Origin of the sequence: Sphaerisporangium krabiense (assembly GCF_014200435.1) — a bacterium.
GTDB lineage: Bacteria > Actinomycetota > Actinomycetes > Streptosporangiales > Streptosporangiaceae > Sphaerisporangium > Sphaerisporangium krabiense.
Window position 1 is genome coordinate 287832 of record NZ_JACHBR010000002.1, and the last position, 24653, is coordinate 312484.

The following is a 24653-nucleotide window of genomic DNA, read 5'->3' on the forward strand; positions in this document are numbered from 1 at the left end:
ATCATGCCTACCCTGTTCGGTTCGCTGCGCAGACTCCTGTTGACGCCGTCGCTGGCCGAGGTGACTTTCGGCGAGCGGGGTTTTCCCGTCACCCCGACGGACGCCACACGGCGGCTTGAGGCCATTCCCCAGGCGGTGATCTGCGGATTCGAGTGGGGAATCGACGCGCGCGACCAGTGGGAGGTCGAGCGCCGCCTGAGCCTTGTCGACCCCGAGCACCGCGGTTTCGCCTACGAGGGCGCGACGATGGCGTTCACGGTCGTGGACGCGATGGGCGGCGGGCGCGGGCACCGCACCCGCGACCTCCTCCTCGGCCCCGGGCAGCCGCACATCTTCCTCACCTACATCGGCATCGGCTTCGCCATGGCGCGACTGCCGAGGCCGCTGTGGAAGAAGGTCATGCCCGATCTGAGCGGCTCGGCCTACTACCCGACCATGAGCTGGCTCGCCGTGGACGGCTACGGCTTCGACCGCGCCTACTTCGAGACCCGGCGCTGGGTGGACGAGCAGCGCGTGCCCGCCGCCTACCCGTGGGAGGGGTCCCCGGACTACTTCCTGCGCGCGGTGGACCAGGGCATCGGCAGGGCGCTGTGGTTCATCCACGGCGGTCAGGCCGCCGACGTGGCCGCGCACGTGCGCGCGTTCGCCTCGCACCGGCAGGCCGACCTGTGGGGCGGCGTCGGCCTCGCCGCGACCTTCGCCGGCGGCGCCGAGCCCGAGGTCCTCGCGATCCTGCGCGCCGAGGCCGGCGAGTACCGGCCCGAGGTGGCCCAGGGCGCGGTCTTCGCGGCCAAGGCCCGCGACTTCGCCGGGTTCGTGCCCCCGCACACCGAGGTCGCCACCTCGGTCCTCGCCGGCCTCACCGTCCGCGGCGCCGTCGCGCTCGCCGACGACGCGGCCGTGACCGCGCCGGCCTCCGGCGTCCCCGCCTACGAGCTGTGGCGGCGCGGCGTGCGGGCGCGATTCGTCTCCGAGGGCTCGCCCGTCGCGGGCTGAAGCCCTTTTTCATAGCGGAAATTCGCCGGTCGCTTCATCGCGGGCGGATGTTCATGGAAAGGCGCGCCGGCTCCGGCATGCCGGGAAACGGATTCCCGCTCGGACACGGTTGAGCAAGTCCGAAGTGGGTCCGGTGTCAATGCCGATGGTTACATTTGACCAAACACGACCCCTGGACAAGGGGAAACTCCCGCGGGAGGGAGAGGTAATTGACCAGCCTTCTTCGGTCGCTGAGGCGCCGTATTCTCACACCCAACGTCTCGGAGACGAAACTTTCGACGCGCGGATTCCACGTGAAAAACGAGGAATCACGTGACCTGCTGGAGACGGTCGGGGAGATGTTCCTCACCGGATTCGGGTACGCGGTGGAGTCGCGTACCACCGCCGAGGCCGAGGAGCGGTTGGAGACGCTCCCTCCGAGGTTCCGCGGTTTCGCCTACGAGGGCGCGGGCATGGGCTTCGCGATCCTCGACGCCATGCCGTTCACCAGCGGCCGCAAGGTCGCCGAGTTCCTCGCCGGCCCGCGCGGGGAGGCCCAGACCGACCTGATCTACGTCGGGGTCGGCTGGGCCATGGCGCGGCTGCCCAAGGTCCTGTGGTCCCGCCTCCACGCGCCCGACCCGCTGCTGCGGTGGCTCGCGCTGGACGGATACGGCTTCCACCAGGCGTACTTCCACACCGAGAAGTACGTGCGGCAGCAGTACCAGGACCCCGCGTTCCCGTGGCCCGCGGGCGGCCCTCCCGGTTACGCCAACCGCGTCATCGACCAGGGCATCGGCCGGGCCATGTGGTTCGTCGGCGGCACCGACGTCGACGTCGTCGCCGACCTGATCGAGACCTTCCCCGAGCGCCGCAGGGCGGACCTGTTCGCCGGGAGCGGCCTGGCCGCGACCTACGCCTGCGGCGTCGAGGAGGACGAGCTGCGCAGGTTCAGGGAGCGCGCGGGCCAGTACCGTCCGCAGCTCGCGCAGGGGTCGGCGTTCGCCGCCGAGGCGCGGTACCGGCCCGGCCTGGTCGTGCCGTCCACCGAGCTCGCGACGAGCGTCTTCTGCGGCACGACGGCCGAACGGGCGGCGATGGTCTGCTACGAGACCATTCCCGACCAGCCGGACCAGGGTGATGTGCCCGCCTACGAGGTGTGGCGCCGGCGCATCGCCGACCAACTTGTAACTCTTGGAGGTGTTACCCAGTGACCACGACCTTTGGCTGGCTTCGCAGACAGCTCCCGGGAGTCGTCGCTCTCGTGCTGGTCACGAGCGTCTTCTTGATCGCCCGGCTGCCCAGCTACTCGTCCGCCGAGGCGGCGACCATCGCGCAGAAGTTCGCGTTCAAGCCCCTGTCGATCGCGCTGCCCAGCGGATACCCACAGAAGTCGATCCGCCAGGTGAACAAGGACTACAAGCACATCGACGCCTGGATCTCCTCGGTCGGCGCCGCCGTCGCGATGAACGACCTCGACGGCGACGGCCTGTCCAACGACATCTGCCTCGTGGACACGCGCATCGACCAGGTCGTGATCACCCCGGCCCCGGGCGCCAAGGCCACCCGGTACGCGCCGTTCGCGCTGAAGAGCACGCTGCCGATGAACGACGTCATGGCGCCGATGGGCTGCGTCCCCGGCGACTACAACGAGGACGGCCGCATCGACCTGCTCGTCTACATGTGGGGCCGCACGCCGATCATCTACCTGGCCCAGCCCGGCGCCACCAAGCTGGACGCGGGCGCCTACCGGTCGGTCGAGCTGGTGCCCGGCCCGAACTCGGCGGGGGGCAAGTACACCGGCCCGCAGTGGAACACCAACGCCGCGACCGTCGCCGACTTCGACGGTGACGGGCACGACGACATCTTCATCGGCAACTACTTCGCCGACGGCCCCGTCCTGGACCCGAAGGTCGCGGGCGGCGTCCACATGAACCACTCGATGTCGGCCGCGCACAACGGCGGCGACGACTACTTCTTCCGCTTCACCGGCCTGCAGGGCGGCACCCCCGCCTACCAGTGCCAGGACGACGTCCTGCCCAAGGACGAGGCCAAGGGCTGGGAGCTCGCCGCCGCGGCCAACGACCTGGACGGCGACCTGCTGCCCGAGCTGTACCTGGCCAACGACTTCGGCCCCGACCGCATGTACTACAACCGGTCCACGCCGGGCAACATCAAGCTGTCGCTCGTGCAGGGCGTGCGCACGCCGCTGATCCCCAAGTCCAAGGCGGTCGGCCGCGACTCCTTCAAGGGAATGGGCGTCGACTTCGGCGACCTGGACCACGACGGCATCTACGACATGTTCGTCAGCAACATCACCACCTCGTGGGGCATCGAGGAGAGCAACTTCCAGTTCGTCTCGACCGCCAAGAACCAGGAGGACCTGCGCGCCCAGCTCCGTGACGGCGTCGCCCCCTGGAAGGACGAGAGCGGCCCGGCGGGCACCGCGTGGTCCGGCTGGGGCTGGGACGTCAAGATCGACGACTTCAACAACAGCGGTGAGCTGCAGATCGCGCAGGCCACCGGCTTCGTCAAGGGACAGACCGACCGCTGGCCGCAGCTCCAGGAGCTCGCCACCGCCAACGACGAAATGCTGCAGAACCCGTTCTGGTGGCCGAACGCCACCGCGGGCGACGACATCGGCGGCAACCAGACGCTGCACTTCTTCGTGAAGGGCCCCTCCGGGCGCTACGTCGACCTGGCCAAGGAGCTCGGCCTGGCCATCCCGGTGCCGACGCGCGGCATCGCCACCGGCGACGCCGACGGCGACGGCCGCCTGGACTTCGCGGTCGCCCGCCAGTGGGAGGCCCCGGTCTTCTACCAGAACCAGAGCCCGGACGCCGGCGCCTTCGTCGGCCTGCGCCTGACCCACGAGACCTCCGCCGCGAAGGGCAAGGCCGCCAAGGGCGCGCTCTCCGCCCCCGGCTCGCCGGTCACCGGCGCCCAGGTCTGCGTGATGACCCCCGACGGCCGCAAGTTCGTCGCCCGCGTCGACGGCAGCAGCGGTCACTCCGGCCGGCGCAGCACCGACGTCCACATCGGCCTCGGTCCGAACGTCGCCGGCCCGCTGAAGGCGGAGATCCAGTGGCGTGACCGCAGCGGCAAGCCGCACAAGCAGGAACTTCAGCTCACCCCCGGCTGGCACTCCCTCACGCTCGGCCAGCAGGCCAAGGAGAAGTGATCATGTCTGACCAGAAGCCAAGCGCTCCGCCGCGGCACGACCCCAAGGTCGTCATCGCGCTGCGCAACTTCGCGTTGTCCATCACGGTGTTCAACATCGTCGGCTACACGATCCTCGGGTTCGAGCAGCCGTGGCTCTGGCCCTTCATCGCCCTCGCGGTCGGGTACACCACCGAGATCGCCCTGGAGAAGATCGGCGCGAAGGTCGAGGGACGCACCCCCCGCTACATGGGCAACGGCTTCCGCGGCCTGCGCGAGTTCCTCTACCCGGCGCACATCACCAGCCTCGCCATGAACATGCTGATCTACGTCAACGACCAGGTGATGGTGCTGGTGTTCGGCGTCGTGGTGGCCGTCGGCGCCAAGTGGGTGCTCCGCGCCCCCGTCAAGGGCCGCATGCGCCACTACATGAACCCCTCGAACTTCGGCATCGCCGTCATCCTGCTGGTGTTCCCGTGGGCGAGCATCGCGCCGCCCTACCACTTCACCGAGAACATCGACACCTGGGCCGACTGGCTGATCCCCGGCCTGATCATCGTCGGCGGCACGATGCTGAACGGCAAGCTGACCGGCCGCATGCCGCTCATCGCCGGCTGGGTCGGCGTCTTCGCCCTCCAGGCCGTCGTCCGCGGCATCTTCTTCGGCACGTCCATCTCGGCCGCGCTCGCCATGATGACCGGCGTCGCGTTCGTCCTGTACAGCAACTACATGGTCACCGACCCCGGCACCAGCCCGTCCAAGCCGTGGTCCCAGTTCGCCTTCGGCGGCGGCGTGGCCCTGATGTACGGACTGCTGACCGCCGTGCACATCTCCTACGCGCTCTTCTTCGCCACCGCCGGCATCTGCGCCATCCGCGGCGGCTTCTTCTGGGCGCTGCACTTCGTCAACAAGGCCCGCGAGCAGCGCGAGGCGGCGCAGGCGCCCCAGCCGCTCCCGCCCCTGCCCGTCGACGCGATCTCGCCGAACGGTAAAGAGGTCGCCGCCGTATGACCAGGATCGCGATCGTCGGCATGGCGTGCCGGTATCCGGACGCCACGTCTCCGAGAGAGCTCTGGGAGAACGCTCTCGCCGGTCGCCGCGCCTTCAGAAGACTGCCCGACGTGCGCATGCGCCTTGAGGACTACTGGGATCCCGATCCGGCGACCCCGGACACCTTCTACGCGCGCACCGCGGCGGTCATCGAGGGCTACGAGTTCGACCGGGTCCGCTACAAGATCGCCGGTAGCACGTACCGCTCCACCGACCTGACCCACTGGCTCGCCCTCGACATGGCGGGCCAGGCGCTGGCGGACGCGGGATTCCCCGGGGCGGAGGGCCTGCCCCGGGAGCGCACCGGCGTGGTGGTGGGCAACACCCTCACCGGCGAGTTCACCAGGGCGAACGTCATGCGGCTGCGCTGGCCGTACGTCCGCCGCACCGTGGCCGCGGGCCTCAAGGAACAGGGCTGGGACGACGACCGTCTCGCCACGTTCCTCGCCGACCTGGAGGTCACCTACAAGAACCCGTTCCCGCCCGTCGACGAGGACACCCTGGCCGGTGGCCTCTCCAACACCATCGCCGGGCGGATCTGCAACCACTTCGACCTGAACGGCGGCGGCTACACCGTCGACGGCGCGTGCTCCTCGTCGCTGCTGTCGGTGACCACCGCCTGCAAGGGCCTGATCGACGGCGACGTTGACGTGGCGATCGCGGGCGGGGTGGACCTGTCCATCGACCCGTTCGAGATCATCGGCTTCGCCAAGACCGGCGCCCTGGCCAAGGGCGAGTTCCGCCTGTACGACCGGCACTCCAACGGCTTCTGGCCGGGCGAGGGCTGCGGCATGGTCGTGCTGATGCGCGAGGAGGACGCCCTCGCGGCCCGGCACCGGATCTACGCCACCATCGCCGGCTGGGGGATCTCCTCCGACGGCAAGGGCGGCATCACCCGGCCCGAGGTCGGCGGGTACAAGCTCGCGCTGCGGCGCGCCTACGAGCGCGCCGGGTTCGGCATCGAGAGCGTCGAGCTGTTCGAGGGCCACGGCACCGGCACGGCGGTCGGCGACAAGACCGAGCTGACCGCCCTGTCCGAGGCCCGTGCCGAGGCCGGCGCCGACGTGCCGGCCGCGGTCACCTCGATCAAGGGCATGATCGGCCACGCCAAGGCGGCGGCCGGCGTCGCGGGGCTCATCAAGACCGCGATGGCCGTGCACGAGCAGGTGCTGCCCCCGACCATCGGCTGCGTCGACCCGCAGGACATCCTCACCTCCGAGTCGGCCACGCTGCGCGCCCTGCGCAAGGCGGAGCCCTGGCCCGCCGGCGTGCCCGTGCGCGCCGGCGTCACCGCCATGGGCTTCGGCGGCATCAACACCCACGTCGTGCTGGAGAAGACCGGCCCGCGCAAGCGCGTGCTGTCCACGCGCACCCGGCAGCTCGCCGCGTCCTCCCAGGACGCCGAGCTGCTGCTCGCCGACGCCGCGTCGCCGCAGGCCCTGCGCGACCGGCTCGCCGAGCTGGCCGACTTCGTGATCACGGTGTCGTACGGCCAGGTCGCCGACCTCGCCGCCACGCTCCAGCGCGACCTGCGCGACCTGCCGTTCCGCGCCGCCGTGGTCGCGACCTCGCCCGAGGACGCCGAGCGGCAGCTCCGCCGCGCGATCGACGCCCTCGACGCCGGCGAGACCACGCTGATCACGCCGGACGGCCGGGCGTTCCTCGGCCACGCCGACGGCCCCGGCCGGGTGGGCTTCCTGTTCCCCGGCCAGGGGTCGGGGCGCGGCACCAGCGGCGGCGCGCTGCGCCGCAGGTTCGCCGAGGTCGAGGAGATCTACCTGCGGGCGGACCTGCCCACCTCGGGCGACATGGTGGCGACCGCGGTCGCCCAGCCGCGCATCGTGACCGGCTCGATCGCGGGCCTGCGCGCCCTGTCCCTGATCGGCGTGGACGCCGAGGTCGCCGTCGGGCACAGCCTCGGCGAGATCTCGGCCCTGCACTGGGCCGGCGCGCTCGACGAGGACGCCCTGCTGCGCGTGGCCGCGGTCCGCGGCCGGGCCATGACCGAGCGCAGCAGCGCCACGGGCACCATGGCCGGCGTCCGCGCGACGCCGGACGCGGTGATCCAGCTCCTCGGCGACCTGCCCGTCGTCATCGCCGGGTACAACGGCCCCGAGCAGACCGTGGTCGCCGGGACGGTCGAGGCGGTCGAGGCGTTCGGCGCCAAGGCCACCGCCGCGGGCCTGAAGTGGACCCGCCTCGCGGTGTCCCACGCCTTCCACTCGCCGCTGGTCGCCCCGGCCGCCGAGCAGTTCGGCGCCGCGCTCGACGAGGAGGAGTTCGGCCCCGTCGGACGGCGGATCGTCTCCACCGTCACCGGGGAGACGCTGGCGTCGTCCACCGACGTCCGCGTCCTGCTGCGCGACCAGATCACCGACCCGGTGCTGTTCACCCAGGCGGTCGAGCGCGCGGCCAAGGACATCGACCTGTTCGTCGAGGTCGGCCCGGGCCGGGTGCTGAGCGGCCTCGCCGCGTCGGTGACCGACGTCCCGGCCGTGCCGCTGGACACCGACGACGAGTCGCTGACCGGCCTGCTGCGCGTGGCCGGCGCCGCGTACGTCTCCGGCGTGCCGGTGGTGCACGAGGAGCTGTTCCACGGGCGGCTGCTGCGCCCGCTGGAGGTCGGGACGGAGTTCTCGTTCTTCGAGAGCCCCGTCGAGCAGGCGCCGCAGGTCAGCGTCACCGGCACCGTCCGCCGCGAGGCGGCCGCGGCGCCGGCCGTCGCCGAGCCCGCCGCGCCGGCCGCCGGGGCGGGGGGCGCCGAGTCGAGCATCGACCTGCTGCGCCGCCTCGCCGCGGAGCGGGCCGAGCTCCCGCTGGAGATGGTGAGCGAGGACGCGAGGCCCCTGGACGAGCTGCACCTCAGCTCGGTCACGGTGATGCACATCATCGACCAGGCCAGCCAGCGGCTCGGCGTCCCGGCCTCCAACGCGCCGACCAACCTCGCCACGGCGAGCCTGCGCGAGCTGTCGGAGGCCCTGGACGCGCTGGCCGCGGACGCCAGGAACGCCGAGGCGGCCGGCCCCGCGATCGTCGCGGGCGCCGCCCCCTGGTCGCGGCCGTTCGCGGTCGACCTGGACGAGCTGCCGCTGCCCGCGCGCACCTCTCCCCAGGAGAACGGCCGGTGGCGGCTGTTCGCGCCCGAGGGGACCCCGCTCGCCGAGTCGCTGCACCAGGCGCTCGAAACGGGCGGCGTCGGCTCCGGACTGGTCGTGGTGCTGCCCGAGGGACGCGCCGAGGCGCACCTGGAGCACGCGCTGCGCGCCGCGAAGGAGGCCGTCGCGAGCGAGCCGGGCACCCGTTTCGTCGCCGTCCAGCACGGCGCCGGCGCGGCCGGCCTCGCCAAGACCCTCCAGCTGGAGGCGCCGCACCTGCGCACCACCATCGTCCACCTGCCCCCCGGCCCCGACGTGGTCGCCCGCGTCGTGGACGAGGTCGCCGCGACCACCCGGTTCTCCGAGGTGTTCTACGACGACCGGGGCGCGCGCCGGGTGCCGACCCTGCGCGTGCTGCCGGTGCGGGCCGCCCGCACCGACCGGCCGCTCGGCGCCGGCGACGTGCTGCTGGTGACCGGCGGCGGCAAGGGCATCACCGCCGAGTGCGCGCTCGCGGTGGCCGCCGACTCCGGGGCCAAGCTGGCCGTGCTCGGCCGCTCGGACCCGGCGGCCGACCAGGAGCTGTCGGACAACCTGCGGCGGATGGCCGACTCCGGCGTCACGGTGCGCTACGCCCGCGCCGACGTCACCGACGCCGCCCAGGTACGGGCCGCGGTGGCCGGGCTGGCGGCCGAGCTCGGGCAGGTCACCGCCGTCCTGCACGGCGCGGGCCGCAACGAGCCCGCCGCGCTGACCGGCCTGGACATGGGCGCGTTCCGGCGCACCTTCGCCCCGAAGGTCGACGGCCTGCGCAACGTCCTGGACGCGGTCGACCCCGGCGCGCTGCGCCTGCTGGTCACGTTCGGCAGCATCATCGGCCGGGCCGGCCTGCAGGGCGAGGCGCACTACTCCACCGCCAACGACTGGATGGCCGAGATCACCCGCGAGGTGGGGGAGACCCACCCCGGCTGCCGGGCGATCTGCATGGAGTGGTCGGTCTGGTCCGAGGTCGGCATGGGCGAGAAGCTGTCGGTGGTCGACGCGCTCGGCCGCATGGGCGTCACCGCCATCACGCCCGAGCAGGGCGTGCAGATCATGCGCCGGCTCGTCACCGACCCCGACGTCCCCGCCACCGTGGTGATCAGCGGCCGTACGCAGGGCATCGACACCGCCCGCTACGACCTGCCCGAGCTGCCGCTGCTGCGGTTCGTCGACAAGCCCCTCGTCCACTACCACGGCGTCGAGCTCGTCACCGAGGTGGAGATGAACGCGGGCACCGACCTGTACCTCGCCGACCACCTGCTCGACGGCAACCTGCTGTTCCCCGCCGTCTTCGGCATGGAGGCGATGGCGCAGGTCGCCGGCGCGGTCACCGGGCGCGGCACCGCGCCGGTCATCGAGGAGGCGGAGTTCGTCCGGCCCATCATCGTGCCGCCCGCGGGCAGCACGACGATCCGGGTCGCGGCCACCGTCGTCGACGGCGACCAGGACGGCGAGACCGTCGCGGTCGCGATCCGCAGCGCGGAGACCGGCTTCGAGGTGGACCACTTCCGCGCGACCGTGCGGTTCACCGGGGACCCGGTGCCGCAGGGCCCGCCGGACCAGGTCGCCGAGGGCCTGCCGGTCGTGCCGCTGGACCCGGCCACCGAGATGTACGGTGACGTGCTGTTCCAGGGCGGGCGCTTCCACCGCCTGCGCCGCTACCACCGCGCCGCCGCGCGCCACGTCGACGCCGAGGTGGCCGCGCTGGACGCCCGCGACTGGTTCGCCGGGTTCCTGCCCGGCGAGCTGCGGCTCGCCGACCCGGGCATGCGCGACGCGCTCATGCACGGCAACCAGGTGTGCGTCCCCGACGCGACCCTGCTGCCGACCGGCATCGAGCGGGTGCACGCGGGCGGGGCCGCGCTCACCGGCACGGAGGGTCTGCGCTACTGCGCCACCGAGCGCCTGCGCGACGGCGACACCTACATCTACGACATCGCCGTCCGCACGCCCGCCGGCGAGGTGGTCGAGCGGTGGGAGGGCCTGCGCCTGCAGGCCGTCCGCAAGAAGGACGGCCGGGGACCGTGGGTCACCCCGCTGCTCGGCTCGTACGTGGAGCGGACGCTGGAGGACCTGGTCGGCGCCCGCGTCGCGGTCGCCGTCGAGCCGCACCACGACGAGGCGGGCGACGAGACGCGGACGGCCGTCGCGGCCGGGCGCGCCGCCGGTCGCCCGGTCACGCTGCGCGCGCGGCCGGACGGACGGCAGGAGGTCGAGGGCGGCCCGGTGGTCTCCGCGGCCCACGGCGCGGGGCTCACGCTGGTCGTCCTCGCCGACGGCGGGGCGGGCACCGGCGTGGCCGAGGTCGCCGAGCGCACCGAGGCCGAGTGGAAGAAGCTGCTCGGCGCACGCCTGCCGCTGGCCAAGGAGGTCTCCGCCCGCACCGGCGAGGGCCTCGGCACCGCGGCGGCCCGCGTGCAGGCCGCCGTGGCGAGCATGCGCGAGGCCGGGCTCTCCGCCCGCGCGCGGCTCACCTTCCACGAGGGCGGCGGCGAGGCGTGGGCGGTGTTCGCCTCCGGTCAGACGCGCGTCGCGACGCTGGCCACCACGCTGCGGGACGCGCCGGCGCCGGTGGTCCTCGCGGTGCTCACCGAAGGGAGGCCGTAGGCCTTGAGCAAGTACTACGAGTATCTGCACACGGTCGGGTTCGAGGAGACCAACCTCGTCGGCAACGTGTACTACGTGAACTACCTGCGGTGGCAGGGCCGCTGCAGGGAGATGTTCCTGAAGGAGAGAGCCACCGAGGTGCTCGCCGACATGCAGGACGACCTGAAGCTGTTCACGCTGAAGGTCGACTGCGAGTTCTTCGCCGAGATCACCGCGTTCGACGAGCTCTCGATCCGGATGCGGCTGGTCGAGCTGGCGAAGACGCAGGTCGAGTTCAGCTTCGACTACGTCCGGCTGGACCGGGGCGGCGGCGAGACGCTCGTCGCCCGCGGACGGCAGCGGGTGGCCTGCATGCGCGGGCCCAACACCCGCACGGTTCCCGCCAGGGTCCCCGACGCCCTGGCGCAGGCGCTCGAACCCTACGCGTCGTAGGCGCGGACCCGAAACAGTGAGCAGGAGACAAGCGTGAACGTCGACAACTCCGCGCCACCCCGCCCGGCGACCGAGGCGAAGTCGCTGCGGCGGGCGTTCGGGGCCTTCGCCACCGGCGTCACCGTGGTGACGACCGGCGGCGACGTCCCGCACGCCATGACCGCCAACTCCTTCACCTCGGTGTCGCTCGATCCGCCGCTCCTGCTGGTCTGCGTCGACCGCGGCGCGCTGATGCACCAGTACCTCAGCGCGTCGCGGTTCTTCGGGGTGTCGGTTCTCGCCTCCCACCAGGAGGCGGAGGCGATGCACTTCGCCGACCGCCACCGCACGCTCGGGGCCGCCCAGTTCGACAGCGTCGACTGGCACCCCGGGCGCCTGTCCGGCGTGCCGCTGCTCGGCGGCACGCTGGCCGGTTTCGAGTGTGAGATGTGGCGCGCCTACGACGGCGGGGACCACACCATCTTCATCGGCGAGGTCTTGAACCTGCACCAGCCCACCGACAGGGACGCGCTGCTCGTCTTCAAGGCCAAGTTCCGCCAGCTCAGTCCCGATTGGAGCGAGGTGCCGGCGTGACACTGACCGGACCCGAGGCCAAGGCGGCGCCCGGGGGGACCTCCCCGGGCGCCCGCCGGGTGCCGCCCGGCCCACCCTTGTGGGCCGGGCCCGGCCTTTTCAAGAAGCTCGCCACCGACCGCCTGGCCCTGATGGAGCAGGCCGCCACCTACGGCGACGCGGCGAAGCTGACCATCGGCCCCAAGAAGCTGTACTTCTTCAACCATCCCGACCACGCCAAACACGTGCTCGCCGACAACAGCGGCAACTACCACAAGGGCGTCGGCCTGGTCCAGGCGCGGCGCGCCATCGGCGACGGCCTGCTGACCAGCGAGGGCGAGCTGTGGCGCAAACAGCGCCGCATGATCCAGCCGGTGTTCCAGAACAAGCGGATCTCCCAGCAGGCCGGGGTCATCGCCGCGGAGGCGGCGAACCTGGTCGAGCGGCTGCGCGCCAAGGGACGCCAGGGACCGGTCGACGTCGTCCAGGAGATGACGTGGCTGAGCCTCGGCGTGCTCGGCCGCACGCTGCTGGACGCCGACCTCGGCGCGTTCGACCGGATCGGCCAGGACTTCGAGGCCGTCCAGGACCAGGCGATGTTCGAGCTGGTCACGCTGAGCAAGGTGCCGATGTGGGTGCCGCTGCCCAAGCAGCTCCGCTTCCGGCGCGCCCGGGCCGACCTGCAGCGCATCGTCGACCACCTGGAGGCCGAGCGGCTGCGCACGGGCGTCGACGGCGACGACGTCGTCTCACGCCTCATCGCCTCGACGCGGGAGGAGTCCGACCACCGCGTCGGGCGGCAGCGCATGCGCGACGAGCTCGTCACGCTGCTGCTGGCCGGGCACGAGACCACGGCGAGCACGCTGTCGTGGACGTTCCACCTCATCGACGGGCACCCGGAGGTGCGCGAGCGGCTGCACGCCGAGGCCGTCGAGGTGCTCGGCGACCGGCTCCCGGTCTTCGAGGACCTGACCCGGCTGACGTACACCGCGATGGTGGTGGAGGAGGTCATGCGCCTCTACCCGCCGGTGTGGATGCTGCCCCGGGAGGCCCAGGGCGACGACGAGGTGGGCGGCTACCACGTGCCCAAGGGCGCCGACGTGCTGATCAGCCCCTACACGCTGCACCGGCACCCGGCGTTCTGGGACAGGCCCGAGGTGTTCGACCCCGAGCGGTTCGACCCGGGACGCCCCTCGGGACGCCCCCGATACGCCTACATCCCCTTCGGCGCGGGACCGCGGTTCTGCGTCGGCAACCACCTCGGCATGATGGAGGCCACGTTCGTGATCGCCATGGTGGCGCGCGACCTGCGGCTCGCCAAGGTGCCGGGGTACAAGGTGGTCCCCGAGCCCATGCTGTCGCTGCGGGTGCGCGGCGGACTGCCCATGACGGTGCACCCCGCCTGAGCGGAGACCCTCTCCACCCGCCGCCGGCCCCGGGCGCGTCCCGGCGCCGGCGGCGGGGCCCTCGCGCGCGGGATCGTGGCCGGCTTTCCCACGCGCGACAGGGGTCACATTCGCCTGCCCCTTAAGGGACGCATTCCTTTTCCGTGGCACGGCGGATTTCCGCGCCGGCCCTTTGGGGGCCGTGTCAGGGGGCGCGGGAGATGATCAGGGGTGGCGGCGGCATGCCGTCGTGAACGACGATGGTCACGTTCCGGGGGGACTCATCGTCACGCCGTGTTCCGCCATTGCGCGGCGCGGCGTCGTTCTCATATTCCCGGAAATGACGCGTCCCGTGCGGTACGCCGGGGCGCCATTCGCGCGTGCGATTCTTTTTCCGCGGGCCCGTGGCTGTTTCCGGGCGCGCGGCGCGCGTGCGCCCGGAGAACCGGGCCGCCAAAGGAAAAGGACGGGCCTGGCCGGGGCCCGTCCGTCGCCGTGCGCCGCGCGGGGTGCGGCGCAGGCTCAGTGGGTGAGCTGGGGAACGCCGTCCGAGAGCAGGTCGCGCAGGGCGAGCAGGACGGGCGGGTCTAGGGGGCGGATGGGGCGGAGCCGCAGGTGGGCGAGCCGCAGTTCGGCGCCGGGGCGGACCGTGATGGGCCCGTGGCGGCCGATGCACAGGCCCTCGTCCCCGCCGGCGGGGTGGGGGACGGCGTCCTCCCTGCCAGGGGCGACGGACTGCGCCATCAGGTGCCACTCGCCCTGCGGCACGTCCTCCAGGACGAAGGGTCCCGGCCTGCGCAGGATCGTGTACCGGACGGGCTTTCCTTCGAGGATTCTGTCGGGGAACAGCCCGGCGAAGATGGGCTGGTCCTTGAGCGGGGACGAGATGTCGCCCCTGATGGTCGTCACCGGCCTGCCCCGCCCGTCGCCGGCCCCCGAGTCGGGCGGCATCTGCGGCGTGATGCTCTTGAGCTGCCGGTACTTCGTGGGGGAGAGTCCCACGCTCGCGGTGAACCGCGAGCTGAAGGTCCCCACGCTGGAATAGCCGACCCGGTGGCTGATGTCGGTGACCGTCAGCGAGGTGGTCGTGAGCAGGCGCTTGGCCTCCTGGATCCGCACCGCCGATAGGAACCGGCCCGGCGACAACCCGGTGACCCGCTGGAACACCCGGGAGAAGTGGAACTTGCTGAACATCGCGGTACGCGCCATGTCGTTGATGGTCAGCTGCTCACCGAGGTTCTCGTGCATGCTCTTGACGACCCGTAGGACGGCTTGCTCGATCGCGTTTTCCATGGCTCCTCCCGTGCGCTGGAGGCGCTGTGATAATTGACCCCGAATTGACACGGGAGGACTCGTCATCGTGAGCCTCCGTCATCTGCTCACACCCCGAAGTGGCGAATGGAGGCCACTCCGCTGCGGTGTGATTTCAGGAATGAACGACGCCCGACGACGACACATCGACGGCACTTGGCCATGGCATCAGAATTGGGTGCCGCACCTGCTGCGACAACCCCTAGTCGCCCCCTGCGTGCCCATATCCGGCAGACGCGGCGCGGGAATCCCCCCGATCCTTTGCGCCGAATGACGCCCGTCCCCGGCATTGCGCACGCGCGTTCACCGGCCAGAATCCACGTCCCGGTGGCACCGATGTCGGGGGTTAGGGGGGTGTTCGTCCGGAATGCGAAAGCAACTCAGGAGATGCACCTGTGCAGGCGATGCCGTTCCATGAACTGGTCAGCAGCCGACCTGGACGAGCGAGGATACGCGTATGCGACCGCCATCCACAGATGTAGACGAAACCAGGACGATGACGCTGGAGGCGTTCGCGGACACGATCGTCCCCGGCGAGAAGCGCTCACCGGACGACCGGGCCATCGCCGGCGCCACCACCGGGGGCGGCGCGGTGCAGGCCGGGGCCCTTGACCTGCTCGGATGGGACGCGACCGGGCTGACCGAGGGGCTGGACGGCTTCGTCACCGCCCTCACCGGCCACGCCACGGCGTACGCCCTCGAGCACGGCCTGGACCTGGACCCGGCCGTCCCGCCGTTCGTGTCCCTCACCTTCGAGCACCGCACCGCGCTGGTGCGGCGGCTCACCACGCCCGGCCACCCCGAGAAGGAGCTCTGGGTCAGCCTCGCCCTGTTCTGCAACATGGCCTTCGACTCCGCCGCGCACATGAGCACCGCCGACGCCATCGCCCAGGGACACCCGGGCCTGCTGGCCATGGGCATCGAGAAGCCCGACGCCGACGGGCGGTGGAGGTTCCCGAACTTCTCCTACGGCCGGCCGCTGGCCCGCCTGCACCCGGACACGACCCCCACAGGGAGTCCCTCATGACCAGCACGGAACGCACCGACGTCCTCGTGGTCGGCAGCGGCTTCGGCGGCGCGATCGCGGCCTACCACCTCGCGGCGGGCGGGGCCCGGGTCGTCGTGCTCGAACGCGGACCCTGGCTGACCGGCCAGGACTTCGACCACGACTTCAAGCTCGGCTCGTCCTACACCCGGGCCTTCGACTTCACCGTCGGCGACGGCATGAGCATCCTCGGCGGCAACTGCGTCGGCGGCGGCAGCGTCGTCTACTTCGCCGCGATGCCGCGCGCCCCCCGGTTCGTCTTCGAGCGGCACGGAAGCATCGGCCGCCGCATGTGGCCGGCCGCCGTCAACCGCGACACCCTCGACCCCTGGTACGACCGGGTGGCGGAGTCCATCCCGATCACGCAGCAGAGCTGGGACGACGTCACCTACGCCGGCGGGCTGTGGGCCGCGGCCTGTGACCACGCGGGACGCACCGCCAACCCGGTCCCGGCCGCGATCGACCGGAGCAAGTGCACCAACTGCAACTGGATGATGGCCGGGTGCCACTTCGACGCCAAGCAGTCGCTGCTGCTCAACTACCTGCCCGCGGCCGTCGCGCACGGCGCCGAGATCCGCCCCCTGCACGAGGTGCAGCAGATCTCGCGCACCGACGACGGCGGCTACCGCGTGCACTACGACGTCATGGACGACGAGGACTACCGCCTGCGCGGCGAGAGCGGCACGATCGACGCCAAGATCGTCATCCTCGCCGCGGGCGCCGGCGCCACCCCCGTCATCCTCCAGCGCAGCGAGGCCACGCTCGGCGCCATGCCGCACGCCGTCGGCCGGTACTTCTCCGGCAACGGCGAGCGCCTCAACACCGCGATCATCAACGAGGACAAGGCGCGCGAGGTGCTCGGCCTCGAACGCGAGAACGGCCTGGCGTACGCGGCGAACCAGATCGGCAAGGGCCCGGTCGTCGCCAACTGGGACCGGCTCGACGGCTCGCTGCCGGAGTTCGAGCGCTTCTCGCTGGAGCAGCTCTACTTCCCGCCCGGCCTCGGCACGATCCTCGCCGAGGTGCCCGGCGCGACCGGCCCGAGCTGGTTCGGCGTGGACAAGAAGGAGATCCTCAAGCGCTGGCAGTCCTGGCTCATCATCTTCCAGATGATCGAGGACAACAACGAGGGCGTCTTCGGCCCGCCGCCCGCCAAGGGCAACGCCGACCGGCTCTCCCAGCAGATGCTCGGCGTCGGCCGCCTCAAGTACGACCCGACCCCGCAGACCCTGCGCGCCTGGGCCATGGCGGACGCCGAGGTCAAGGACATCCTGGAGCGGGACGGCATCGCCGAGGTCGCCGCCTGGACCAACGACGTGGTCGGCGCCTACACCGTCCACCCGCTGTCCTCCTGCCGCATCGGCGACGACCCGGCCACCTCCGCCCTGGACGACCGCAACGAGCTGCGCGGCCACCCGGGCATCTTCGTCACCGACGGCTCGGCCGTGCCGGGCGCGCTCACCGTCAACCCGGCGATGACCATCTCGGCCCTGGCCGAGCGGGCCATCCCCGGCATCGTCGCCGCCGCACGCGAGCGCGGCGTCGAGGTCACCTACGGAGCCCCGGCCCCCGACGGCTCGACCAGCGGACGGCGCGGCGTCGCCCCGCTGATCCCGAGCCTCTCGCGCCGATAAGGAGGGGGCGGGCGATGGGCAGGATGCTCAGCCGTGCGACGCTGCCGGGGACGCTGTCCCACGTCCGGCACGTCACCCCGGTACGACCCCGTACCGCGCCGGACCTGGTCGCGCGGGTCTACGCGCAGGTGGAGCGTGACTTCGGCATGCTGGCGCCGCCGATGCTCCTGCACTCGCCCGCTCCCGGCACCCTCGCGGCGTCCTGGGCGATGCTGCGGGAATCCCTCCTGGCCGCCGGGACCGCCGCCCGGCCGCTGAAGGAGGCGGTCGCGACCGCCGTGTCGCGCGGCAACGCCTGCCCCTACTGCGTCGACGTGCACCAGGCCACGATGGACGGCCTGGCGCGCGGCGGCCACGCCGCGCTGATCGCGGCCGGCCGGGACGAGGAGATCGACGACCCCGGCGTGCGCCGGGTGGCGTCGTGGGCGCGGGCGATCGGGACGCGCGACGCGGCGGCGCGGCACGAGCCGCCCCTGCCGGCCGAGCCGCTGCGCGAGCTGACCGCGGTGGCGGTCACCTTCCACTACCTCAACCGCATGGTCAACGTGTTCCTCACCGAGTCGCCGCTGCCGCCCGAGGTGCCCACCGGCGCACGCGGCCGGCTGCTGCGGGTGTTCGGCCTGGTCATGCGGCGGTACGCCCGCCGCGCGGCCACGCCGGGCGACGCGCTCGCCCTGCTGCCGGACGCCCCGCCGCCCGCCGACCTCGGGTGGGCGCAGGGCTCGCCGGGCCTGACCGCCGCGTTCGCCCGCGCGGCCGCCGCCATCGACGAGGCCGGCGCCCGCTCGGTGCCCGGCCCGGTCCGCGACCTGGTGGCGGAGCGGCTGGCCGGGTGGGACGGCGCGCCCACCGGCATCAGCCGCGCCTGGGTGGCGCAGGCCGTGACCGCGCTGCCGCCGGACCTGCGCCCGGCCGGACGGCTGGCGCTGCTCACCGCGATGGCCTCCTACCAGGTCGACGACGGGCTCGTCGCCGACTTCCGCGAGGGGACGCCGGACGACCGCGCGCTGGTCGAACTCACCGCGTGGGCGAGCATGGCGGCGGCGCGCAGGATCGGCTCCTGGAGCACGGCGCGCCCCCAGACCGCGCCCCCAGCTATTCGCATAAGCCGCCCTTGATTTCCAGGGTCAACGGAATTGCAAATCGATAGTAAGACGAAGGCACTCACGGAGAAGACACCCGAATTCGCCTGATGCATGCTTGGTTCGTGGCGGACGCGACGTGCTAATTCCGTCTCCGTCGAATCGACATTCATTTTCAGATGCCTCCTGAGCTGGGCGGCAGCGATCGATAAGGCGCGCGCACGCGGGCCGAAAACGGTTTTCATTCGTTCGACAAGGTTATTTCAGTGAGAGGACTGCAGGCGTGAGCGAGCTTGATGAGGTGCTGCGGGCGCTGACCGACGAAGGCGAGGAACTCGACCGCGTGGTCGCCGGCCTCGACCCTTCGCAGTGGAAACTGCCCACCCCCGCCCCCGGATGGACGATCGCCGACCAGATCGCGCACCTGACCTTCATCTTCGGCCTCGCCAGGACCGCCGCCGAGGACGCCGAGGCGTTCAAGGCGCTGGTCGCGGGCGCCGAGAAGGACTTCAACGGCGCGGTCAACGCCGCGCTCGGCCTGTTCGCCGGCGACAGCCAGGAGACGCTGATCGCCAAGTGGCGCGGCGAGCGCGCCGACGTCGTGACCGCCCTCGCCGCCGTGCCGGCGGGCCAGGTCGTGCCGTGGCTGGTCAACCCGCTGCCGCCGGTCATCCTCGCCTGCGCCGGCATCATGGAGCAGTTCGCGCACGGCCAGGACATCTATGACGCGCTCGGCGTCCAGCGCCGGTACACCGACCACATCAAGCACCTGGTGGTCTTCGCCGTCCTGACCAAGGACTTCGGCTACCTGTCGCGCGGCCTCACCCCGCCCGCCACCGAGTTCCGCTTCGAGCTCACCGCCCCGTCCGGCGAGCTGTGGGCGTTCGGGCCCGAGGACGCCACGCAGCGGATCACCGGTCCGGCCGCGGACTTCTGCCTGCTCGCCACCCGCCGCCGGCACCGCGACGACCTCGCCGTCGTCGCCACCGGCGAGGAAGCCGACCACTGGCTGGACATCGCCCAGTGCTACCGGGGCCCCGCGGGCGAGGGCCGCAGGCCGGGCCAGTTCGCCGTCGCCCGGGTCTGACCGGGACACCGCGGAAAGAATGGCAACCGTCATGGTCCCGGGCGAGGTCTGATGCATCCCGCCACGCTGCGCCGCGTCACGATCATGGGGAGCGGCCTGATCGGGACCTCCATCGGGCTGGCGCTGCGGCGCTCCGGCGTCCTCGTCGCGCTGTCCGACCGCGACGAGGACGTCGTCGCCAAGGCCGAGATGATGGGCGCCGGCGTCGCGCTGACGCCCGGCGACCCTCCCGCCGACGTCGTCCTCATCGCCACCCCGCCGTCCATCGTCGCCAAGGTCCTGCGCGACGCGCAGTCCCGCGGGCTCGGCGCCGCCTACACCGACGTCGCCAGCACCAAGGCCGGCATCGTCGCCGAGGCCGAGCGCGCGGGATGCGACCTTTCGACCTACGTCCCCGGGCATCCGATGGGGGGCCGCGAGCTGTCGGGGCCGTTCGCCGCGCGGGCGGACCTGTTCGCCGGACGGCCCTGGCTGCTGTGCCCGCACCCGTCCACGCCGCCCGCCCTGTTGTCCCTGGTCGCCGAGCTGGCCACCGCCTGCGGCGCGGCGCCCGAGGTGATCGAGGCCCGCAAGCACGACCAGATCGTGGCCACGGTCTCGCACGTGCCGCACCTGGTGTCGGCCGCGCTCGCCGCCCGGTTCTGCGCCGCGGACGACACCACCTTGTCGCTGGTCGGCAAGGGCCTGCAGGACACCACCCGGATCGCCACCGGCGACCCCGGTCTGTGGTCGGACATCCTCGCGCAGAACGCCGACGCCGTCGCCGCCGTGCTGGACCTGGTGGTGGACGACCTCGCCGACGCGGCCCGCGCGCTGCGCGGGCTGGAGCACGGCGGCCACGGCCGGCTGTCGGAGCTGCTGACCAGGGGAAACCGAGGACGCGAGCACATCGTCCGCGGCCATCGCGCCGCCTCTCGCGTCTGACCGCCGCCCTCCTCCAACGCCACCCGGAGGAGGGCGGCTTTTCTCATGCCCGCCGTCAACGCCTCCCGCGCCGGGAGGCCACGTTCCCCCGGTGCGGAAAGGACGAGCCGCGGCGCCCGGGCGGGAACGCCGAACGCCCGGCCGGACGAGGCGGGGGCCTGGTCCGGCCGGGCGCGAAAGTCACCCGGCGGGCGCGGTCAGTGCGCGCCGGCCCCGGCGGGGACCTGGGCGGTGAGCCGGACCGGAAGGGTGCGGTGGCCGTTCATGATGAACGTCGGCAGCGGCTGCAGCTCCCCGGGCGTGACGGCGAGGGACAGCTCGGGGTAGCGCTCGAACAGCGTCGACAGCCCGATCTCCGCGACCATCCGCGCGATGCCGGCGCCGAGGCAGAAGTGCGGGCCGTGGCCGAAGGACAGGTGCTCCTTGTCGGCGCGGGTGATGTCGAAGTCGGCGGCGGTGTCGCCGTGCAGCGCCGGGTCGCGGCCGACCGCGCTGTAGTTGATGAGGATCGGGTCGCCCTTGGGGATTGTGACGCCGTCCAGCTCGATGTCCTCGACGGCGTAGCGCAGCGGGAGCTGGGCGAGGGGCGACTGCACGCGCAGGACCTCGTCGATGACGTCGTCCCAGGTGGCGCCGCCGTTCTTGACGAGCTCCAGCTGCTCGGGGTGGGTGAGCAGGGCGGTGATGGCGTTGTCGAAGAAGTTGATCGTCGTCTCCGAGCCGGCGCCGAGGATCGCGAAGATGGTGTCGGTCAGCTCGTCCTCGCTGAGCCGCGACCCGTCCTCCTCGCGGGCGGCGATGAGGTCGGTGGTGATGTCCTCGCCGGGGGTGGCGCGCTTGGAGGCGATCAGCTCGGCCATCGCCTGGCGCCAGCCGCCGAGGATCTCGGCCGCCTGCTCCGGGCTGACGGTCGTGTCGATCATCATCTCGATGACCTTCGCCGTCTTGGCCAGGGCCTCCTGCGACATCCCGATCAGGTCGGCGACGATCAGGGCGGGCAGCGGGTAGGCGAAGCGCTCGCGCAGGTCGACGACCTCGCCGGGCGGGGTCGCGGCCAGCGCGTCGAGGAGCTGGCCGGTGAGCTCGACGACGCGGGGGCGGATCGCCTCGGTGCGGCGGCGGGTGAACGCCTTGCCGACCAGCTTGCGCAGGCGGACGTGCTCCTTGCCGTAGGCGGTGACCATGTTGTCCATGGCGACCCAGCTGATCATCTCCCAGTCCGGGGGGATCTCGCCGTTGATGAAGGCCGGCCAGTGGTTGCGGGCGCTCTTGGTCACCCGCGGGTCGGTGAGCAGGTCCCTGATGACGGCGTGGCTGTTGATCGACCACGCCTCGACGCCGCCGGGCAGCTCCACCAGGGTCGCGGGGCCCGCCGCGCGCAGCCGGTCCGCCTCGGCGTGGATGTCTTTCCCTGTGGTGTCGAGGGCGACGGGGCAGCGTTCTACCATCTGAAGTTCTCCCATGATCTCGTCGGAGAGATTGATCAGGATGCCGGCCTGCCAATGCTGAAAAATTCAGGTGATTCGGCTCGCTCGCCGGAGGACGCCTGTCGGCCGCCGTATCGGTAATCGCCCGCGCATCCGTGACTGTATGCTGTAATAATACGTCGCCGCGGCCTGCCGCAATAGGGATGCGGGCGCCGCGGAAAGGTATTCAGCAATTCAGAAGAGGAATGGCGCGCCCGGCGCCGTGCCGCATTCTCGGAGAAAAAGAAGGCATAACGCGAGAAAGGCCGCGCATTTCCGGAGAAGACATTCTCCCGTGCGCGGCCTTCCGGGGCGGGGTCCCCGCAAACGCCGGGAGCCACCTCCGCCGGGTGGCGGGGGTGGCTCCCGGGTGGCGCGGGGCGTCGCGCCGGAGGGGTCAGCCCGTGGTGACCTGGACGGCGGGCGGAGTGGGCTCGGACTCCGGTCCGGCCGCGGCCGCCGCCTCGCCGGACTCCTCGGCGCCGCCGCCGTGGCCGTGGTCGCCGCTCGGGTTCACGTGCCGCAGCGCGACCGCCGCGAGCACCGCGAGCAGGACGGCGAGGCCCGCGCTCACCGCGGCGCCCGAGTTGAGCGCCGAGGTGAACGCCTCGCGCGCCGCCGCCAGCAGGCCCGCCCCGGTGGCGCCGGGCAGGTCCGCGGCCACATGGACGGCGCTCGCGATGCTCTCGCTCGCGGTGGCCGCCGCCTGCGCGGGCACGCCCGCCGGGATCGCGTCGCTGATCTGGGCGCCGTAGACCGCGGTGCCGACGCTGCCGATGGCCGCGATGCCGAGCGCGATGCCGAGCTCGCCGCCGGTCTCCGACAGCGACGCCGCCGACCCGGCCTTCTCCGGCGGCGCGGAGGCCATGATCAGCCCGGTGCCGAGGCCCGCCATCGGGCCCGCGCCGAGCGCGGAGACGTAGATGCCGGCCACCAGCAGGCCGATGCCGGTGGAGTTGTCGACCTGGGTCACGAGCGCGTAGCCGATCGCCATGACCAGCAGGCCGCCCGCGATGGTGTAGGCGGGGCGGACCTTGCGGGCGATGATCGGGGCGACCTGCAGGCCGATGACCGTGGCCACGGTGCCGGGCACCAGCCACAGGCCCGCGCGCAGCGGCGAGAGCCCCTCGACCGTCTGCAGGTACAGGTTGATCAGCAGGAACGTGCCGCTCATGACGCCGCCGAAGACCATGATGATCAGCGCGGCGCTGAAGGAGCGGTTGCCGAACAGGCGCAGGTCGAGCAGCGGGTGCTCCAGGGTGCGCTGCCTGCGCACGAACAGCAGGCCGACGACCACGCCCACCGCGATGGCGACGAGCGAGGTGACCTGCACGCCGCTCTTGGCCAGTTCCTTGAGCCCGTAGATGAGGGGCAGGATCGTGGCCAGCGACATGATCACGCTGAGCACGTCGACCTTACCGGCGTTCGGGTCGCGGTACTCGGGCAGCAGCCGCGGCCCGGCCAGCAGGAGCAGGCCCATGACCGGAACGCTGAGCAGGAACACCGAGCCCCACCAGAAGTTCTCCAGCAGCACGCCGCCGACGACGGGGCCGATGGCCATGCCGCCCATGAAGCAGCTCATCCACACGGCGATGGCCGTGCCCATCTGCTTGGGGTCGCGGAACATGTTGCTGAGCAGGGCGAGCGTGGAGGGCATGAGCGTGGCGCCGGTGATGCCCATGAGCGCGCGGGTGGCGATCAGCATCTCGGGGCCGGTGGAGTAGGCCGCCGCCACCGAGGCCAGCGCGAACAGGCCCGCGCCGATCATCAGCAGCCTGCGCCGGCCGATCCGGTCGCCGAGGGTGCCCATGGTGACCAGGCAACCGGCGATCAGGAACCCGTAGATGTCGGTGATCCACAGCAGCTGGGTGCTGCCGGCGTCGAGGTCGGCGCTGAGCTGGGGCAGCGCCAGGTACAACACGCTCGAGTCCAAGGCGAGCAGCAGGGTGGGCAGGGCCAGTACCGCAAGCCCGATCCACTCGCGCCGTCCCGCCTTGACACCGGACCCGGCGTCGGCGATCGCATCCATCAAAGATCCTTCCGTCTGTACTGTCCGGGCCGTTGTGACGACATCAGCTCGCTATCGCGACATTCTTTGTCAATACAAAAGGGTTCAGCTCAAGTCTTACCAGCCGAGATCTCGTTCGGGCTTCTCTCAGATTGCGGAAATCGAACCGTGACCGGCGGCGGCCCGGTGCGAGGGGCATGGGTGTATCCGCAGGTCAACGGCCCTGTCGGGCCGCCGGGGCGGCGCGGGGAAAGAGGGTTTTCACGTGCCTCGTGGTAAGGATGGTCAAGTATCCTGTTTGGGAGGTCTGGCACCCTGGTTATTGACATCACAAATCAGGATTCCGGGCGACGAATCCGCATGTTTACCGGCGGCCATGACGCGCAATGCCGGAGATGCGCCGCCCCGGCGCGCGGTGTGACGCTGACGGCATGCCGATCCCTCACGACGCGGTCGTCTTCGACTGCGACGGCGCCTTGGCCGACACCGGGACCGCGTGGAACGACGCCTGCCGCGACCTCTTCGCGCGGTACGGCATGCCCCTCGACCCCGCCGCCCGCACGCGTCTCGCCGGCCCGCGACCGGCCGAGCCGGGAGAGGAGCCGGCCCGTCTGCTCGGCCGCCCCGCGCCGGACCCCGTCGTCTGATAAAAGGGTATTTTTCCCGCAAATCAGGCATTAGCTCAGAAATATCCAATGGTCTCGATATACGGGATGCGGTCCAGTAGATTCTGAGCCCTCAACGCGGGCGGAACGCGGTCCATGGGATCGCGTCGGGGGAGTGCTTTCGCCTCGGCGTT

General features: G+C 71.8%; 17 protein-coding genes. 14 read left to right on the plus strand and 3 right to left on the minus strand.

All coding sequences use genetic code 11. From position 1 onward, the window contains the following. The first annotated feature begins 3 nt into the window (after positions 1-3). From BJ981_RS29335 to BJ981_RS29370, 8 genes are all read left to right on the plus strand, one after another. Positions 4-996, plus strand: a complete 993-nt coding sequence (locus BJ981_RS29335) for a DUF1702 family protein (protein ID WP_184616667.1) — start codon at positions 4-6, stop codon at positions 994-996. A gap of 209 nt (positions 997-1205) precedes the next feature. Then, positions 1206-2189 (plus strand): DUF1702 family protein, encoded by a 984-nt coding sequence (locus tag BJ981_RS29340; RefSeq protein ID WP_184616668.1) that lies wholly within the window; start codon positions 1206-1208, stop codon positions 2187-2189. Beyond that, on the plus strand, positions 2186-4156 hold the full coding sequence (locus tag BJ981_RS29345) for a CRTAC1 family protein (RefSeq protein ID WP_184616669.1): 1971 nt from the start codon (positions 2186-2188) through the stop codon (positions 4154-4156). The genes BJ981_RS29340 and BJ981_RS29345 overlap by 4 nt, the downstream gene beginning before the upstream one ends. 2 nt (positions 4157-4158) lie before the next feature. Then, positions 4159-5145 (plus strand): enediyne biosynthesis protein, encoded by a 987-nt coding sequence (locus BJ981_RS29350; protein ID WP_184616670.1) that lies wholly within the window; start codon positions 4159-4161, stop codon positions 5143-5145. Further along, a complete protein-coding gene (locus tag BJ981_RS29355) occupies positions 5142-10928 on the plus strand; it encodes a type I polyketide synthase (protein WP_184616671.1) in 5787 nt (1928 codons plus the stop codon). The genes BJ981_RS29350 and BJ981_RS29355 overlap by 4 nt, the downstream gene beginning before the upstream one ends. A 3-nt stretch (positions 10929-10931) precedes the next feature. After that, positions 10932-11360, plus strand: coding sequence for an acyl-CoA thioesterase (locus tag BJ981_RS29360; RefSeq protein ID WP_184616672.1), 429 nt, complete (start codon positions 10932-10934; stop codon positions 11358-11360). A 33-nt stretch (positions 11361-11393) separates the two neighbouring features. Next, the gene (locus BJ981_RS29365; protein ID WP_184616673.1) at positions 11394-11933 is read left to right on the plus strand and encodes a flavin reductase family protein; all 540 of its coding nucleotides are present in this window, start codon (positions 11394-11396) and stop codon (positions 11931-11933) included. Then, complete coding sequence (locus BJ981_RS29370; protein WP_184616674.1) at positions 11930-13318, plus strand: cytochrome P450; 1389 nt, start codon at positions 11930-11932, stop codon at positions 13316-13318. Before BJ981_RS29365 ends, BJ981_RS29370 begins: the two co-directional genes overlap by 4 nt. Before the next feature lie 501 nt (positions 13319-13819). Here the strand turns inward: BJ981_RS29370 and BJ981_RS29375 are convergent. Further along, positions 13820-14590, minus strand: coding sequence for a helix-turn-helix domain-containing protein (locus tag BJ981_RS29375; RefSeq protein WP_184616675.1), 771 nt, complete (start codon positions 14588-14590; stop codon positions 13820-13822). 475 nt (positions 14591-15065) lie between these two features. Between BJ981_RS29375 and BJ981_RS29380 the strand changes: the two genes are divergently transcribed. The 5 genes from BJ981_RS29380 (at position 15066) to BJ981_RS29400 (ending at position 20380) form a co-directional block, all read left to right on the plus strand. Further along, the gene (locus BJ981_RS29380) at positions 15066-15635 is read left to right on the plus strand and encodes a DUF5987 family protein (RefSeq protein ID WP_184616676.1); all 570 of its coding nucleotides are present in this window, start codon (positions 15066-15068) and stop codon (positions 15633-15635) included. Next, on the plus strand, positions 15632-17287 hold the full coding sequence (locus BJ981_RS29385; protein ID WP_184616677.1) for an FAD-dependent oxidoreductase: 1656 nt from the start codon (positions 15632-15634) through the stop codon (positions 17285-17287). Before BJ981_RS29380 ends, BJ981_RS29385 begins: the two co-directional genes overlap by 4 nt. Positions 17288-17301: 14 nt before the next feature. Next, entirely contained in the window at positions 17302-18405 is a 1104-nt protein-coding gene (locus BJ981_RS29390; RefSeq protein ID WP_184616678.1) for a carboxymuconolactone decarboxylase family protein, read from the plus strand. Positions 18406-18652: 247 nt separating this feature from the next. Then, positions 18653-19456 (plus strand): TIGR03084 family metal-binding protein, encoded by an 804-nt coding sequence (locus BJ981_RS29395; RefSeq protein ID WP_184616679.1) that lies wholly within the window; start codon positions 18653-18655, stop codon positions 19454-19456. A gap of 51 nt (positions 19457-19507) precedes the next feature. Then, positions 19508-20380: a prephenate dehydrogenase gene (locus tag BJ981_RS29400; RefSeq protein WP_184616680.1), complete on the plus strand. Its 873-nt coding sequence runs from the start codon at positions 19508-19510 to the stop codon at positions 20378-20380. Between the two features lie 197 nt (positions 20381-20577). Here the strand turns inward: BJ981_RS29400 and BJ981_RS29405 are convergent, their stop codons facing one another. After that, the gene (locus BJ981_RS29405) at positions 20578-21828 is read right to left on the minus strand and encodes a cytochrome P450 family protein (protein WP_184616681.1); all 1251 of its coding nucleotides are present in this window, start codon (positions 21826-21828) and stop codon (positions 20578-20580) included. A 415-nt stretch (positions 21829-22243) separates the two neighbouring features. Beyond that, on the minus strand, positions 22244-23875 hold the full coding sequence (locus BJ981_RS29410; RefSeq protein ID WP_184616682.1) for an MFS transporter: 1632 nt from the start codon (positions 23873-23875) through the stop codon (positions 22244-22246). Between the two features lie 410 nt (positions 23876-24285). On the opposite strand from BJ981_RS29410, the gene BJ981_RS29415 reads away from it, so the two are divergent. After that, positions 24286-24501, plus strand: coding sequence for an HAD family hydrolase (locus BJ981_RS29415; RefSeq protein ID WP_184616683.1), 216 nt, complete (start codon positions 24286-24288; stop codon positions 24499-24501). Positions 24502-24653: the final 152 nt, after the last annotated feature.

Bases quoted from the DNA above. Each gene is read 5' to 3' on its own strand.
- BJ981_RS29335 (WP_184616667.1), top strand. From the start codon at position 4: ATGCCTACCCTGTTCGGTTCGCTGCGCAGACTCCTGTTGACGCCGTCG.
- BJ981_RS29350 (WP_184616670.1), top strand. From the start codon at position 4,159: ATGTCTGACCAGAAGCCAAGCGCTCCGCCGCGGCACGACCCCAAGGTC.
- BJ981_RS29385 (WP_184616677.1), top strand. From the start codon at position 15,632: ATGACCAGCACGGAACGCACCGACGTCCTCGTGGTCGGCAGCGGCTTC.
- BJ981_RS29410 (WP_184616682.1), bottom strand. From the start codon at position 23,875: ATGGATGCGATCGCCGACGCCGGGTCCGGTGTCAAGGCGGGACGGCGC.
- BJ981_RS29400 (WP_184616680.1), top strand. From the start codon at position 19,508: ATGCATCCCGCCACGCTGCGCCGCGTCACGATCATGGGGAGCGGCCTG.
- BJ981_RS29415 (WP_184616683.1), top strand. From the start codon at position 24,286: ATGCCGATCCCTCACGACGCGGTCGTCTTCGACTGCGACGGCGCCTTG.
- BJ981_RS29380 (WP_184616676.1), top strand. From the start codon at position 15,066: ATGCGACCGCCATCCACAGATGTAGACGAAACCAGGACGATGACGCTG.
- BJ981_RS29405 (WP_184616681.1), bottom strand. From the start codon at position 21,828: ATGGTAGAACGCTGCCCCGTCGCCCTCGACACCACAGGGAAAGACATC.
- BJ981_RS29375 (WP_184616675.1), bottom strand. From the start codon at position 14,590: ATGGAAAACGCGATCGAGCAAGCCGTCCTACGGGTCGTCAAGAGCATG.
- BJ981_RS29355 (WP_184616671.1), top strand. From the start codon at position 5,142: ATGACCAGGATCGCGATCGTCGGCATGGCGTGCCGGTATCCGGACGCC.
- BJ981_RS29390 (WP_184616678.1), top strand. From the start codon at position 17,302: ATGGGCAGGATGCTCAGCCGTGCGACGCTGCCGGGGACGCTGTCCCAC.